Source organism: Cellulomonas sp. NPDC057328, assembly GCF_042667215.1.
In the GTDB taxonomy this organism is placed as follows: Bacteria; Actinomycetota; Actinomycetes; order Actinomycetales; family Cellulomonadaceae; genus Cellulomonas.
Genome location: NZ_JBHUZW010000007.1, coordinates 37,866 through 52,107, shown reverse-complemented (window position 1 = coordinate 52,107; position 14,242 = coordinate 37,866). Strand labels below are relative to the sequence as shown.

The window sequence follows — 14,242 nt, the reverse complement described above, 5'->3', positions numbered from 1 at the left end:
CGACGGGCCCGGACGCGACAGGACCGCCGGTCCCTGGGGTGGGGCCGGCGGTCCTGTGCCGCGCGGTTGCTGCGGGTGCTGGGGTGGCGGTCAGCCGACGCCGACGATGTCGACGACGAAGACGAGCGTCGAGTTCGGCGGGATCGTGTCGCCCGAGCCGGCCTCGCCGTAGCCCTTGTCCGGCGGCACGACCAGCATGACCTGGCTGCCGACGTTCTGGCCGACGAGGCCCTCGTTCCAGCCGGCGATGACCTGGCCCTGGCCGACGTTCGCGACGGGGAAGAGCTGGCCGCGGGTCCACGAGGAGTCGAACGGCGTGCCGTCCCACAGCCAGCCGCTGTAGTGGACGAACACCGTCTGGCCGGCCTCGACGGCCGGGCCGTCGCCCTGGATGAGCGGCTGCACGGTCAGGCCGGCGGGGGCGTCGCCGGACGCCGGCTCGAGCGACGGCTCGCCGTTCTCGGCGAGCGTGACCGTGGGCAGCCCCTCGACGGCGGGCACGTCGGTGCCCTGCGCGCGCGGCGCCACCGCGCCGATGACCTCGGCGACGGCGACGGTCGAGCCACCCTCGGCGGGGCTGGCGAACGCGAACCGGAGGCCCACCTTGCCGCCGACCAGCAGGTCGACGAGCGCCGGCGGCAGCATGTCGGGGCTGACCATGAGCTTCTCGGGCGTGCCGCCGTAGGTGGTCGAGACCTCGGAGCCGTCGCTGCCGTTGACCCACACCGTGTTCATGTCGATGAGGTCGCCCTCGCCGATCTCCGCGCCGGTGCCCTCGTCGACGAGGCGCGCGACGGGCGCGGACACCTCGAACGGCGTGCTCGGCAGGCCGACGGTCGGCTTCGCGCCGAGGTCGCCCTCGACGGTGACGCCCTCGAGCGCAGCGACGTCCTCGGCGCTGGCCGTGGGCTCCGCGGCAGCCGAGGCCGTGTCGGTGGGGGCGGGGGTGGTGGCGTCGTCGCCGGCCTCGCCGGAGCAGGCGGCCAGGCCCACGCCCAGCGTCAGGGCGAGAGCGGCCGCGGCGATCCGGCGCGCGGCAGGTCGAGCGGTGGTCGTGCGGCGCACGGGGTCCTCCGTCACTTCGGGTCCCGCCCGATGAGGCGGCGGACGCGGAGACGCTACGCGACGAACCTGGACGTATGCCGAGAGGTCCGATCCCGAAACGCTTCAGCGCGCGGGCGTCCCCCCGCCGGGGCCGCCCGCGCGCCGGGCGTCAGAGCAGGCGGCGCGAGTCCGGGCGGACCACCCGCAGCCAGCGGTAGCCGTACCCGTCGAGCTCGATCTCGACGCGGCCCTTCTCGTCCAGCGCGTGCTGGTCGTCGACGAGCAGGTCGACGAGCCGGTAGTGCTCGTCGGCGTCGTCGAGCTGCAGGGGGACCGTCACGGCGTGCGGGCCGAGGTTGTGCACCGCGACCATCGACGCCTCCTGCCACGTGCAGCGGTGCGCGAGCACCGACGCGTGCGGCTGCTCGAGGACCTCGCCGCGCTCGGACCAGCCGAGCTCCGGGCACTCGCGGTAGCGCCGCGCGAGCAGCTGCACGAACGACAGGAGCGAGTCCGGGTCGCGGCGCTGCGCGGAGACGTTGACGTGCTCGGGCGCGAACGCGCCCTCGACGACCGGCCCGGAGAGCTTCGACGGCGCGGCGCACGAGAAGCCGCCGTTCTTGCCCGACGTCCACTGCATCGGCGTGCGTACGGCGAGGCGGCCGTCGGCGGCGAGGTTCTCGCCCATGCCGATCTCCTCGCCGTAGAACAGCACGGGCGTGCCGGGCAGCGTGAAGAGCAGGGAGTACACCATCCGGACGCGGCGCGGGTCGCCGTCGAGCATCGAGGGCAGCCGGCGGCGCAGGCCGCGCCCGTACAGCTGCATGTCCTCGTCCGGCCCGAAGGCGTCGAACACCTCCTGGCGCTCGTCGTCGGACAGCTTGTCGAGCGTGAGCTCGTCGTGGTTGCGCACGAACGTCGCCCACTGCGCGTCGTGCGGGATGGTCGGCCGGGCCTCGAGCGCGGCGGCCAGCACGCCGGCGTCCTGCCGCGCGAGCGCCAGGTACATCTGCTGCATGAGGACGAAGTCGAACTGGAGGTTCAGCTCCTCGCCCTCGTGCTCGCCGTCGCCGTCCTGGTCGCCGAAGAACAGCACCTGCTGGTCGTACGGCAGGTTGACCTCCCCCATGAGCACCGCGTCGCCGACCCGGCGCGTGAGGAACGCGCGCAGCTGCTTGAGGAACTGGTGCGGGTGCTCGACCTCGTCCCGGGGGTCGTCGGCGGCGTTCGCGAGGAAGAACGGCACGGCGTCGACCCGGAACCCCGACATGCCCACCTCGGCCCAGTACCCGACGACCTTGGCGATCGCGTCGCGGACCTGCGGGTTGGCCGTGTTGAGGTCCGGCTGGTGCTTGTAGAACCGGTGCCGGTACCAGGCCTGCGCCTGCTCGTCCCACGTCCAGATGCCGTCCTCCTGGTCGGGGAAGACGACCTGATCGGTCGTGTCCGGCGGCGGGTCGGTGCGCCAGACGTAGAAGTCGCGGTACGGGCTGTCCGGCGAGCGGCGCGCCGAGCGGAACCACGGGTGCCGGTCGGACGTGTGGTTGACGACGAGGTCGGCGATGACGCGGATGCCGCGGTCGCGCGCGGTCCGGATGAGCTCGACGACGTCGCCCGCGTCGCCGAGCCGCTCGTCGACGCCGTAGTAGTCGCTGATGTCGTAGCCGTCGTCCTTGTCGGCCGTCGGGTAGAACGGCATGAGCCACAGGCACGTCACGCCGAGCTCGGCGAGGTGGTCGATGCGCTGGACCAGGCCGGGCAGGTCGCCGATGCCGTCGTCGTTCCAGTCCATGTACGTCTCGACGTCGAGGCAGTAGACGACCGCGTTCTTCCACCACAGGTCGCCGGTGTCGCGGATCCTCATGCGCGCACCTGCTTCAGGACGGGCAGCAGGTGCTCGGCCGCGAGGTCGACGAACGCCTCCAGCGACGACGGCGCGGGCGTGACCGTGGCCGTCGCGTGCGGGTGCTTCTCGTCGGAGACGACGACGTCGGTCGCCACCTGGTGCAGGTAGACGGCGTCGAACCCGATCTCCGCGAGCGCGGCGACGCGGTCGGCCATGCGCGCCGGCTCGTGGTCGACGACGACGGCCTCGTGGACCTTCTCGTCGGGCAGGTCCTTCGCCGCGGCGTCGAACTCCTCGGGCGTCGCGATGTCCCACGCGAGCGGCGGCCCGACCGCGTTGCCGGCCCACTGCGAGCGCGCGAGGTGGAACGCCTGGTCGGCCGTCGGCGCGTACGCCACGTGCACCTGCAGCGAGATCTCGCCGCGCCCGCCCGCGGACCGGTACGCGTCGACGATCGCGCGCAGCTTCTCCGGCGGCTGGTTCACGGTCACGAGCCCGTCGGCCCATCGCGCGTGCCGGGCGGCGGTCTCGGGCGAGACGGCCGGGCCGATGAGCAGCGGCTTGACGTCGGGCAGCGTCCAGAGCTTCGCGCGGTCGACCGTGACGAGCCCGTCGTGCGTCACCTCCTCGCCGTCGAGGAGCGCGCGGATGACCTCGACGCACTCCACGAGGCGCGCGTCCCGCACGTCCTTCTCGGGCCACGGGTCGCCGGTGATGTGCTCGTTCATGTTCTGGCCGGAGCCGAGCGCCACCCAGAACCGGCCCGGGTACATCGCCGACAGCGTCGCCGCCGCCTGCGCGATGATCGCCGGGTGGTACCGCTGGCCGGGCGCGTTGACCACGCCGAACGGCAGCCGCGTCGACGCGAGCGCCGACCCCAGCCACGTCCAGGCGAAGCCCGAGTGGCCCTGCGCGGCCGACCACGGTGCCCAGTGGTCGGAGCACATCGCGGCGTCGAAGCCGCGCTGCTCCGCCAGCTGCGTCGCCGCGAGCAGCGCCGAGGGATGGACCTGCTCGTGTGAGTTGTGGAGTCCGACGCGCACCATGGGCCCCTTTCCTACCGGTCGGACGGGTGTCCCGCCTCCGGAGCCGGTGCGGGTGGGGACGCCGTCGCGCACTGGTGGGGCTGTGGTCGGGTGGCGTTCGGCGCCGCGTCACCGGGTGCCCCGCGCCGCCCGCACGCGTCGCCCGCGCGGGGGACCCGGACCCGCGCGGGAAGCAGCGGGCGCCCGCGCCGGTTGGGGCGGTCGTCGGGACGTCCGCCCGGCGCCGCACGCAGGAGGAGCTGTCATGTCGATCGTCGTCACCGGAGCCACCGGTCACCTGGGCCGTCTCGTCGTGGAGGGCCTGCTCGACGCGGGCGTCGCACCCGCCGACGTCGTCGCGGGCGGGCGCGCCACCGAGCGGCTCGACGACCTCGCGGACCGGGGCGTGCGCGTCGTGACGCTCGACTACGACCGGCCGGAGACGCTCGCCGACGCGTTCACCGGCGCCGACCGGGTCCTGCTCGTCTCCGGCAGCGACCCGGGCCGGCGGCTCGCGCAGCACCGCGCCGTCGTCGACGCCGTCGTGGCGGCGGGCGTGGGGCACGTCGTCTACACGTCGGCGCCGCACGCGGACAGGACGTCCCTCGTCCTGGCGCCGGACCACAGGGCGACCGAGGAGATGCTCGCGGCGTCCGGCCTGCCCGTGACCGTGCTGCGCAACAACTGGTACACGGAGAACTACGTCGCGACGCTGCAGCAGGCCGCGCAGACCGGCGAGATCGTGGCGTCGGTCGGCGACGGGCGGGTCGCGTCGGCCACGCGCGCCGACCTGGCCGCGGGCGCCGTCGCCGTCCTGACGGGCAGCGGCCACGAGGGCCGCACCTACGAGCTCACGGGCGACGTCGCGTGGGACTTCGACGAGCTCGCCGCCGTCGCGACCGAGCTGCTCGGCCGGCCCGTGACGTACCGCCGGGTCGACGCCGCCGAGCACACGGCGATCCTCACGGGAGCGGGGCTCGACGAGGGCACCGCCGGGTTCGTCGTCGCGCTCGACGGCAACATCGCGGCGGGCGAGCTCGCCGACGCGACCGACCACCTGCGCACCCTGCTCGGCCGTCCGACGACGTCGCTCGCCGACGGCCTGCGCGCGGCGCTGGCCTGACCCCGGCCGGCGTCACCCGAGCAGGTCGCGCGCCAGCACCCCCGCCTGGAGGCGCGACCGGACGCCCAGCTTCCCGAGCACGTGGCTGACGTGCGACTTCACGGTGGTCGGCGACACGGCGAGCCGCTCGGCGAGCTGGGCGTTCGACAGCCCCTCGCCGAGGCCGGCGAGCACGTCCCGCTCGCGCGCGGTGAGGGCGGCGAGGCGCGGGTCGTCGGCGGTGGCGGGCCCGGCGTCGTCGGCCGGCGGCCCGCCCAGGGGAACCCGCCCGGCCACCGCGTCGAGCAGCCGGCGCGTCACCTCGGGCGCGAGGACGCCCTCGCCGGCGGCCACGCGCCGCACCGCGTCGACGAGCTCGGCCGCGCCCACGGACTTGAGCAGGAACCCGGCGGCACCGGCGCGCACCATGCCGACGACGTACTCGTCGAGGTCGAACGTCGTCAGGGCGACGACCTCGGCGAGGCCGTCGCGCACGATCGCCTCGGTGGCGGTGATGCCGTCCGTGCCGGGCATCCGGACGTCCATGAGCACGACGTCCGGGCGCAGCGCGCGCGCCTGCCGCACCGCCACGTCGCCGTCCCCGGCCTCGCCGACGACCTCCACGTCGCCCGACTGCTCGAGCATGAGGCGCAGGCCCGCGCGGATGGCGCCGTGGTCGTCGGCGAGGAGCACGCGCACGCGGCTCACGCCGGCACCGCCGCCGGGTCGAGGGGCAGCGCGACGCGGACGACCCACGCGTCGGTCTCGGGACCGGCGGTCGCGGTGCCGCCGAGCGTCGCGGCGCGCTCGCGCATCGTCGTCAGGCCGGTCGACGACGACGGCACCGGGTGCGGCGGCGCGGCGGTGGTCATGGCGTTGCGGACCTCCAGGTGCAGCGTGCGGTCGTCGGCGCGGACCGTGAGGGTCGGGCGGCCCGTGCCGTGCTTGTGCGCGTTCGTGACGGCCTCCTGGACGATCCGGTAGGCGGTCTGCCCCACGGCCGCGGACACGGTCGGCAGCGCCGCCGGGTCGACGTCGACGTCGAGCGCGGCGACCCGGTCGAGGCCGGGCGGCGCCGGGACGTCGTCGGCGTCGGCGCCCGCGCGCAGCACGAGGATCATCGCGCGCATCTCCGTGAGCGCGTCGAGGGCCGCCGCCCGGACGGCCCGCAGCGCGGCGCGGTCGCGGGCCTCGTCCGGGGTGCCCGCGAGCGCGGCCTCGGCGTGGATGGCGACGGCGGACAGGTGGCCCGCGACGGCGTCGTGCAGGTCGCGCGCCATGCGCGTGCGCTCGTCCTGCACCGCGGACGCCCGGTCGAGGGCGGCGATGCGGGCGGCGTCGTCCGCGTGCGCCGCGGCCAGGTCGGCCCGCTCGCGCTCCAGGTCGGCGCGCTGGCGCTCGAGGTCCGCCCGCTGCGCCTCCGAGCGCGCGAGCTCCTCGGTGCGCCGCACGTCGCCGCCCCACCAGAACGGCGTGAGGAACAGGGCGACGACCGCCAGCACCACCTGGACGACGTCCCGCGCCGACCAGCCGGCCACGACGGCGGTCACGGCGGCCGCGACGATCCCCCCGACGACGACGCCCTGCGCCGCCCGGCGCGCCCGCGCGCTCGCGTGCACGGCGACCGCGAACAGCGCGTCGAACAGCACGAGGTACATGCCGAGCGCACCGCCGAGCAGCGTGTCGGCCGCCGCGAGCACCACGACCGCCAGCAGCACCGCGACGGGCCGGCGGCGCTTGGCGACGAGCAGCAGCACCGCGACGAGCAGCAGCGCCGCCTGCCACCACCGCGGCGCGGGCACGTCGACGACCGCCGACGTCGGCCCCACGCCGCCGACGTCCAGCGCCAGCAGGACCAGCCCGAGCAGCAGCAGGCCCAGCGCGTCGACGCGGTCGGTCGTCCCCGACGCGCGCGCGACCCGCCACCGGCCGGTGGCGGTGGCCGCGTGGCGGCGCAGGGCGGTGAGCACCCGCCCATCCCAGCAGACGTCCACGGGCGGCCCCTCGTCCGAAGGGAGGACGCCAGGCTCCTGCGGACGGCCGGTGCTGCGCCGCCGGGACGGTCCGTCCGCCCGACGCGTCCGCTCCTGCCGGCGCGCGACGGTGGGGCCATGACGGCGATCGACTGGGTCCTCGACCACCCCGTGGCCGCGCTCGTGCTGGCGTGCGAGGTGGCGTTCTGGGTGTTCCTCGCGGCGGCGGTGGCCGCCCGGTACGTGCTGCGCCGCCGGCGCCTGTCCACGGTGCTGCTGCTGTGCGAGCCGGCGATCGAGGTCGTGCTGCTCGTCGCGACCGTCGGCGACCTGCTCGCCGGAGCGGAGCCCTCCTGGTCGCACGGGCTCGCGGCGGTGTACCTCGGGTACACGGTGGCGTTCGGGCGGTGGACGGTCGAGAAGGTCGACGGCTGGGTGGCGTGGCGATTCTTCGACGGGCCGCGTCCGCCGGTGCCGCCGAAGCGCGGGCGCGCCGCGCTGCGCCACGAGTGGGACCTGTGGCTGCGGGTGGTGCTCGCGTGGGCCGTCGCGTGCGCCGTCCTCGGCGTGCTCGCGCTCATCGCGTCGGCGCCGGAGCAGCGCGCGGTGCTCGCCGGGTGGGCCGGGCGCGCGACGCTCGTCATGGTGCTGTGGTGCGTGTTCGGCCCGGTCTGGCAGCTGTTCTCCGACGGCGGTGCGTCGGACGGGGACGAGCCGGTGCGGGACGAGCCGGTGCGGGACGACGCCCGGCCGGACGCCGCGCGCGACGACGTCCGGCCGGGTCCCGTCACCTGACGTACGGCCAGCCGGCGGCGTCCCAGCCGAGCAGGTTGATGCCGAGGCGGGCGTCCCCCGCGTCGGTGTACCAGTGGTAGAAGAGGACGTCCCCGTCGGTGTCCCGCAGGGTCGCGCTGTGCCCGGGGCCGTTGACCGACCCGCGGCCGGCGAGGATCTCGGTCCCGCCGCCGCTCGTCATGCGCGTGCCGGCGCGGTCGACGTACGGCCCGGTGATGCTCGACGAGCGGCCCACCGCGATCCGGTAGGTGCTGTCGGCGCCCTGGCAGCAGCGGTCGAACGACACGAACAGGTAGTACCAGCCGTCCCGGTACAGGATGTCCGGCGCCTCGATGCCGGCGCTGCGGGTGGCGAGGGAGTGGAGCGCGGTGCCCCGACGCAGGCCGGTCGCCGGGTCGATCTCGATCATCTTGATGCCGGTCCAGAACGAGCCGTAGCTCATCCACAGCCGGCCCTGCGCGTCGGTGACGAGGTCGGAGTCGATCGCGTTGTGGTCGCTGGCCTCCGTGGTGCTGACGACGAGCCCGCGGTGCGTCCACGTGCCGGCGTTGCCGGAGGGGCTGGTCGCCAGGTAGATGCCCGAGTTGCGGCTGCCGAACGACGACGCCGAGTAGTACAGCCAGTACTGCCCGTCGCGGTACGAGAGGTCGGGCGCCCACAGGTCGCCGGTGGTGTGCGCGGACGTCCACGGCGTGCCGCTCGGGAACGCGGCGCCCGCGTCGGTCCACGCCGTGCGGTCGCGGGACGTCTTGAGCGGGATGCCGCGGCCCGTCGTCGCGACGAGGTACGAGCCGTCCGGGCGCTTGACGACCGTGGGGTCGTGCGCCCACGTCGCGCCCGTGACGACGCCGGGGCCGGGGTAGGCCGCGGGCGGCGTGCCGCCGTCGCCCCCGCCGGCGGTGCCGCCGGTCCAGCGCTGGTTGTCGCGGCCGTTGCAGGTCCACAGCGCGACGGCCGTGCCGTTGGCGGTGCGCCCGTTGCTGACGTCGACGCACAGGCCGGACTGCTGGTGCACGAGGCTGCCGTTCGCCCCGCGCGCGAAGCGCTGGTTGGCGCCGCCGGTGCAGGTCCACGAGATGAGTGCCGTGCCGGGGGCGGTGCCCCAGTTGAGCGCGTCGAGGCAGCGGCTGCCGGTGAACGTGCGCAGCTCGCCGGCGGCCGTCAGCTCCCAGCCCTGCCCGGCGACGCCGTTGCAGTCCCAGATCTGGATCGCGGCGCCGGGGTTCGCGTCGTTGCCCGCCACGTCGAGGCAGCGCCCCGACTGCGCGGACACGAGCGGCGCGGGTGCGGCCTGCGCGGGCGGTGCCGACGCCGTGCCGACGAGGCCCGCGACGAGGGCGGCCGCCGCGGCCAGGACGAGGGCGCGCGGCCGCGTGCGTGGGGCGCGCGCGGACGTGCGGTGGGTGGGAGGTCGACGCATCACGGGTACCGCCTTCGCTACCGGGGACGGGATGTGAGCGCCAACATGGCCGCCGCGACGCGCTTCTACAACGTTGTGAAGCGATTCGCCGCCGCTGCGACACGACCACCCGCCCGCCGACCCGGCCGTTGCGCAGCACCCTCGGCCACGACCGCTGCACGACGACCGGGTCGGCACCGGCCACCGTCCCGACACCGCCAGCGGTGGCGCCCGCACGACGACCCTCCGCCGAACCGGCGGTCGCGCAGCACCACCGGCCCCGATCCCTGCGCAACGACCGGGTCGGCACCCGGTCGCGGCATCGCCACCGACCACGACCTCGCCGAACCGGCGGTTGCGCAGCACCGGCAGCCCCGTGTCCTGCAGGACGACCGGGTCGTTGCGCAGCACCACCGGCCACGACCTCTGCACACCCGCCGGGTCGGCACCGAGGACGCGGTGGGACACCGGACACGGGACGTCGGACGACGTCGCGTCGAAGCGGTCGTCGTGCAGCACCAGGCGACGTGGTTGATGCACGGCGGCCGGGTCGGCGGTCGACGGGGTGCAGCGACGGCCGCGATGCGGCTCGCCGGCCGGCGGGTGGGCGCGGTGGCGCCGTCGGCGTGGCGTCAGGTCCGTGGTGCGCCCGGGAGCGGCGTGCGCGGTGCGGACGTCAGCTCGACGTCGCGGTCCGCGCCGACGAGGTCGGCGACCGTCGCACCCTCCGCCTCGAGGGCGTCCTGCTCGCCGGGCGTGAGGGGGCGCAGGGGACGCACCAGCAACCGGCCCTCGACGATCTCCCACGTCGCGGCGACGACGCCGTCGACCAGCACCGTCGCCCGGACCATCGACCACCCCGGCATGACGTCGCGGCGGACCGCCTCGGGGAGGATGCGGGTCCGGTCGCGGTGGCCGAGGACGGCGTCGTCGAACATCGGCAGGAACCGCACGGGGGCCGGGGCGTCCTCGTCGGCGAGCGGTGCGTCGGGCAGGTCGAGCAGCTCGCGGCCGTCGGGGCCGCGGTAGGTGCGCAGCCCGGCGCGCATGCCGTCCACGGCCGGGCGCAGCCGGGTCAGGCCGCACCACGTCTGCAGGTCCATGACGTCCGCCGGCCCGAACGCCGCGAGGTAGCGGCGCACGAGCGCGGGCACGTCCGGCGCGCCGACCGGCTCCCCGAGCCACACGTCGGCGGCGGTGACGGCGATGGACCGTCGGCTCCACCACGAGCCGAACGCCGACGTCGCAGGGTCGTGCGCGACGGGCGTCAGCGCCTCGACGGCCGCCGCCATCACCGCCCCCTTGCGGCCCGGGAACCGCTCGACGAGCGCCGCACCGAGGTCCCGCCGCCGCACCGTCCGGTCGCCGAGCACCTCGCGCGCGGCCGCGACGAGGACCGCCGGGTCGAGGTCGCCGACGTGCTCGGCGTAGTACACGGACCGCACGAGCCGGTCGAGCACCGGCTGCACTGTCGGCCGCAGCCAGCCGTGGTCGGCCGCGGACACCAGGTGCTGCGTGCCCCGCAGCAGCGGTCCGCGCACCAGCGCCCGCGACGCGACGGCCGCGTCGAGGTCCGCGGTCCGGAAGCCGGACACCCGCGCCGCCATGCCCACGTGCACCCAGTTGGGCTCCTGCGCCTGCACCGCGACGCGCCGCTCGACGGCCGCGACCACGCCGGCGTCGGACCGCACGTCGAGCTGCTGGCGGTGCAGCAGCGTGCGGTTGAGCCGGCGCAGCGACAAGGTCGACATGCTGCGACGCTAGACCGGGATGCGGTCAGGACCCGTCCGCTTCTCGGCTCGGTGGCGTCGGCCCGGTCGGGGTCGCGGTGGACGACGGCGCACGGGATGACGAAGCAGTGGACGACGAAGCAGTGGACGACGGAGCAGTCGACGACGAAGCGGCGGACGCCGGCGCACGCCCCGCCGTGCCGAGCAGCGCCGCCCGCGGCAGACGCCGGTCGACGAGCACGAGCAGCAGTTCCAGCACCGCGAACGCCGCGCCGTACAGCAGGACGTTGAGCGCCAGCCCGCCCCACCCGAGCGCCGCGAGGTCGACGAACCCGTACGGGTAGCCGAGGTCGGGCCGCACGAGCCCACGCACGGTCGAGAAGGCGCAGTAGACGAGCAGCGCCACGACCCAGTACGCGGCGGCGCGCCACCGCAGCCGCCGGTGCGCGTCGAGCACCACGAAGTCGACGAGCGCGAGGACCGGCGTCACCTCGTGCTCGATCTGCCCGCCGGTGAGCCCGAACGCGACCACCGGGGCGTCGGGCGCCTCGGGCGCGAGGACGAGCCACGACACCAGCCCGGTGATGAGCAGGAACAGCGTCACGCCACCCTTGAGCACCGCCGGCGGCTGCCCGCGCATGCGCGCGGACGCGACGGCCGCCCAGATCATCACCACCGCGAACGACAGGTTCGAGATGTTGGTGAAGTAGACGAGCGCGCCGAGGTCGCCGTCGCGCCAGATCGACCGCGTGCCGGCCAGCGCGAGGGTCGCCGCGGCGAGGCGGAGCAGGACGACGAGTGCGTCGGTCGCGCGCACGGACGCCACCTCCGGGGATCAGGGCCGGGCGAGGTCCCGGCTGGGTACCGGCGCGCACACCGTGCCACGCGTCGGCGGCGGCGCGCACCGTCGGGCCGGCTCCTGTGGGCGCCGAGCCGACCACCGCCACCCACCACCGCCCGCCCGACCACAGCCCCCGACCACCACCCCACGCGACCACAGCCCGGCCCCGCACCGCCGGTTCCCCAGGGCACCCCGTCCCGACGGGCGCCGGCCGCCGCCGCGGCTACTGTCGACGGCACGCGAACGCTCGACGACGAGGACGTCCCCATGACGCAGTCCACCCCCGCACCCGTCCGGTTCGGCGTGATCGGCTCCGGCTGGCGCGCCGAGTTCTTCGTGCGCATGGCCCGGCTGATGCCGGAGCGCTTCACGTGCACGGGCGTCGTGACGCGGACGGCCGAGCGCGGCGCGGAGGTCGAGGCGCGGTGGGGCGTGCCGACGGTGCGGACCGTCGAGGAGCTCGTCACCGGCGCCGTCCCCGGGGCCGGTCCGGCGCCGGACCGGCCCGAGCTCGTCGTGACCGCGACGCCGTGGCCCGTGACTCCGGAGGTCGTGCGGGAGCTCGTCGAGGCGTCGGTGCCCGTGCTCGCGGAGACGCCCCCGGCACCGGACGTCGACGGCCTGCGCAGCCTCTGGTCGGACGTCGGTGCGAGCGGCCTCGTCCAGGTCGCGGAGCACAGCCCGTTCATGCCCGCGCACCAGGCCCGGCAGCGGCTCGTCGACGACGGGCTCATCGGCACGCCGACGAGCGTGCAGGTCTCCTCGACGCACCTGTACCACGCCGTCGGGCTGGCGCGGAGGCTGCTGGGCGCGGGCCGCGGCGCCACCACCGTGCACGCGCGCGCGTTCACCGCGCCGCTCGTCGACCCGATCAGCCGGCACGGGTGGACGGACGCCACCGAGCCGGCCCCGGCCCGCACCCTCCTCGCGACGATCGACCTCGGCGACGGCCGGCACGTCCTCTACGACTTCACCGACAACCAGTGGCACAACCCGCTGCGGTCCAACCGCATCGTGGTCCGCGGGTCGCTCGGCGAGGTGGTCGGCGACGACGTGACGCGCTGGCTCGACCCCCGCACCGTGCTGACGTCGCGGATCGCGCGTCGCCAGTCCGGCATCGAGCAGGACCTCGACGGCTTCGACCTCGAGCACCTGTCCCTCGAGGGGCGCGTGCTCTACCGCAACCCGTTCACGGGCGCCCGGCTCGCGGACGACGACGTCGCCGTGGCGCACCTCCTGGACCTCACCGGCGCGTGGGTGCGCGGCGACGCGCCCCCTCCGTACCCGCTCGCCGACGGCATCCAGGACCACCTGCTGGGCCTCGCGATGGAGGAGTCCGCGCGCACGGGCGAGCCGGTGACGACGGACGCGGAGGCCTGGGCGGACGCCTGAGCCCGGCCGCCCCGCCTCCGGATGCCGGATCGCGACGCTCGCGTCACGCTCGTGCCATGACGCGATTCGGGTACACCCTCATGACCGAGCAGTCCGGGCCGCGCGAGCTGGTCCGGTACGCGCAGGCGGCCGACCGGCTCGGGTTCGACTTCGCCGTGTCGTCCGACCACTACTTCCCGTGGCTGGAGGAGCAGGGGCACGCGTCGTACGCGTGGACCATGCTCGGCGCGGTCGCGCAGGCGACGCAGCGCATCGACCTCATGACGTACGTGACCTGCCCGACCATCCGGTACCACCCGGCGGTCGTGGCGCAGAAGGCGGCGACGCTCGCGATCCTGTCCGAGAACCGTTTCACGCTCGGCGTCGGCGCGGGCGAGAACCTCAACGAGCACGTCGTCGGCGAGCGATGGCCGGCCGTCGGCGAGCGGCACGACCTGCTCGAGGAGGCGCTGGAGATCATCCACGAGCTGCTGACCGGCGAGCGCGTCACGTACGAGGGCGTCCACTTCCGCGTCGACTCCGCGAAGCTGTGGGACCTGCCCGACGAGCCGCTCGAGATCGGCGCCGCGGTCTCCGGTACCCAGTCCGTCTCGCGGTTCAGCGGCCTGGCCGACCACCTCATCGCGGTCGAGCCGGACGCCGACCTCGTCGAGCGGTGGGACGCCGCCCGTGCCGAGGACGGCCTCGCGGACACGCCGTCGCGCAAGATCGGCCAGATCCCGATCTCGTGGGACCCCGACCCGGAGCGCGCCAAGCAGCGCGCGCACGAGCAGTTCCGCTGGTTCGGCGGCGGCTGGAAGGTCAACGCCGACCTGCCGACCACCGAGTCGTTCGACGCGGCCAGCCAGTTCATCCGCCCCGACGACGTCGCCGAGCAGATCCCGTGCGGGCCGGACCTGGACGCGATCGTCGAGGCCGTGTCGGCGTACTGGGAGGCCGGGTTCACCGACATCGCGGTGGTCCAGGTCGGCGACGAGGGCCAGGAGCGGTTCCTCGACGAGGCGGCCGAGCCGCTGCTGGCGAAGCTCCGCGACGCGGCGCCGTCCGCCTGACGCACCCGACGTCCCACGGCACGTGCCGGCGGTCGCCCGGGCC

12 protein-coding genes are annotated in these 14,242 nt (G+C 75.5%); 4 read left to right on the top strand and 8 right to left on the bottom strand.

The annotated features are described in order from the left end of the window. Positions 1 to 90: 90 nt before the first annotated feature. From ACFUMH_RS02720 to ACFUMH_RS02710, 3 genes are all read right to left on the bottom strand, one after another. Positions 91 to 1,065 carry an FKBP-type peptidyl-prolyl cis-trans isomerase gene (locus tag ACFUMH_RS02720; protein ID WP_378199998.1) on the bottom strand — a complete coding sequence of 325 codons (975 nt, stop codon included), beginning with the start codon at positions 1,063 to 1,065 and terminating at the stop codon, positions 91 to 93. A 148-nt stretch (positions 1,066 to 1,213) separates the two neighbouring features. Next, the gene (locus ACFUMH_RS02715) at positions 1,214 to 2,908 is read right to left on the bottom strand and encodes an alpha-amylase family protein (RefSeq protein ID WP_378199995.1); all 1,695 of its coding nucleotides are present in this window, start codon (positions 2,906 to 2,908) and stop codon (positions 1,214 to 1,216) included. Then, the gene (locus ACFUMH_RS02710; protein ID WP_378199992.1) at positions 2,905 to 3,936 is read right to left on the bottom strand and encodes a TIGR03885 family FMN-dependent LLM class oxidoreductase; all 1,032 of its coding nucleotides are present in this window, start codon (positions 3,934 to 3,936) and stop codon (positions 2,905 to 2,907) included. Before ACFUMH_RS02710 ends, ACFUMH_RS02715 begins: the two co-directional genes overlap by 4 nt. Before the next feature lie 244 nt (positions 3,937 to 4,180). Between ACFUMH_RS02710 and ACFUMH_RS02705 the strand changes: the two genes are divergently transcribed. After that, positions 4,181 to 5,038 (top strand): SDR family oxidoreductase, encoded by an 858-nt coding sequence (locus ACFUMH_RS02705; protein WP_378199989.1) that lies wholly within the window; start codon positions 4,181 to 4,183, stop codon positions 5,036 to 5,038. 12 nt (positions 5,039 to 5,050) lie between these two features. Here the strand turns inward: ACFUMH_RS02705 and ACFUMH_RS02700 are convergent, their stop codons facing one another. Beyond that, positions 5,051 to 5,662 carry a response regulator gene (locus ACFUMH_RS02700; RefSeq protein WP_378200041.1) on the bottom strand — a complete coding sequence of 204 codons (612 nt, stop codon included), beginning with the start codon at positions 5,660 to 5,662 and terminating at the stop codon, positions 5,051 to 5,053. Between the two features lie 59 nt (positions 5,663 to 5,721). Then, the gene (locus tag ACFUMH_RS02695) at positions 5,722 to 6,987 is read right to left on the bottom strand and encodes a sensor histidine kinase (RefSeq protein WP_378199986.1); all 1,266 of its coding nucleotides are present in this window, start codon (positions 6,985 to 6,987) and stop codon (positions 5,722 to 5,724) included. 141 nt (positions 6,988 to 7,128) lie between these two features. Here ACFUMH_RS02695 and ACFUMH_RS02690 point away from each other — a divergent pair, with 141 nt between their 5' ends. Then, on the top strand, positions 7,129 to 7,785 hold the full coding sequence (locus ACFUMH_RS02690; RefSeq protein WP_378199983.1) for a hypothetical protein: 657 nt from the start codon (positions 7,129 to 7,131) through the stop codon (positions 7,783 to 7,785). Here ACFUMH_RS02690 and ACFUMH_RS02685 read toward each other — a convergent pair. The 3 genes from ACFUMH_RS02685 to ACFUMH_RS02675 form a co-directional block, all read right to left on the bottom strand. Next, positions 7,778 to 9,205, bottom strand: a complete 1,428-nt coding sequence (locus ACFUMH_RS02685) for a family 43 glycosylhydrolase (protein ID WP_378199980.1) — start codon at positions 9,203 to 9,205, stop codon at positions 7,778 to 7,780. The two genes, ACFUMH_RS02690 and ACFUMH_RS02685, sit on opposite strands and share 8 nt — an antisense overlap. Positions 9,206 to 9,816: 611 nt before the next feature. Continuing rightward, on the bottom strand, positions 9,817 to 10,935 hold the full coding sequence (locus ACFUMH_RS02680; protein ID WP_378199977.1) for a winged helix DNA-binding domain-containing protein: 1,119 nt from the start codon (positions 10,933 to 10,935) through the stop codon (positions 9,817 to 9,819). Positions 10,936 to 10,960: 25 nt separating this feature from the next. Then, entirely contained in the window at positions 10,961 to 11,731 is a 771-nt protein-coding gene (locus tag ACFUMH_RS02675) for a Pr6Pr family membrane protein (protein ID WP_378199974.1), read from the bottom strand. A gap of 291 nt (positions 11,732 to 12,022) precedes the next feature. Here ACFUMH_RS02675 and ACFUMH_RS02670 point away from each other — a divergent pair, with 291 nt between their 5' ends. Together ACFUMH_RS02670 and ACFUMH_RS02665 are read left to right on the top strand one after the other, a co-directional pair. Further along, the gene (locus tag ACFUMH_RS02670) at positions 12,023 to 13,147 is read left to right on the top strand and encodes a Gfo/Idh/MocA family protein (RefSeq protein WP_378199971.1); all 1,125 of its coding nucleotides are present in this window, start codon (positions 12,023 to 12,025) and stop codon (positions 13,145 to 13,147) included. Positions 13,148 to 13,203: 56 nt separating this feature from the next. Beyond that, the gene (locus ACFUMH_RS02665) at positions 13,204 to 14,199 is read left to right on the top strand and encodes a TIGR03557 family F420-dependent LLM class oxidoreductase (RefSeq protein WP_378199968.1); all 996 of its coding nucleotides are present in this window, start codon (positions 13,204 to 13,206) and stop codon (positions 14,197 to 14,199) included. The last annotated feature ends 43 nt before the right edge of the window (positions 14,200 to 14,242 follow it).

Bases quoted from the DNA above. Each gene is read 5' to 3' on its own strand.
- ACFUMH_RS02715 (WP_378199995.1), bottom strand. From the start codon at position 2,908: ATGAGGATCCGCGACACCGGCGACCTGTGGTGGAAGAACGCGGTCGTC.
- ACFUMH_RS02710 (WP_378199992.1), bottom strand. From the start codon at position 3,936: ATGGTGCGCGTCGGACTCCACAACTCACACGAGCAGGTCCATCCCTCG.
- ACFUMH_RS02705 (WP_378199989.1), top strand. From the start codon at position 4,181: ATGTCGATCGTCGTCACCGGAGCCACCGGTCACCTGGGCCGTCTCGTC.
- ACFUMH_RS02700 (WP_378200041.1), bottom strand. From the start codon at position 5,662: ATGCTCGAGCAGTCGGGCGACGTGGAGGTCGTCGGCGAGGCCGGGGAC.
- ACFUMH_RS02690 (WP_378199983.1), top strand. From the start codon at position 7,129: ATGACGGCGATCGACTGGGTCCTCGACCACCCCGTGGCCGCGCTCGTG.
- ACFUMH_RS02685 (WP_378199980.1), bottom strand. From the start codon at position 9,205: ATGCGTCGACCTCCCACCCACCGCACGTCCGCGCGCGCCCCACGCACG.
- ACFUMH_RS02680 (WP_378199977.1), bottom strand. From the start codon at position 10,935: ATGTCGACCTTGTCGCTGCGCCGGCTCAACCGCACGCTGCTGCACCGC.
- ACFUMH_RS02670 (WP_378199971.1), top strand. From the start codon at position 12,023: ATGACGCAGTCCACCCCCGCACCCGTCCGGTTCGGCGTGATCGGCTCC.
- ACFUMH_RS02665 (WP_378199968.1), top strand. From the start codon at position 13,204: ATGACGCGATTCGGGTACACCCTCATGACCGAGCAGTCCGGGCCGCGC.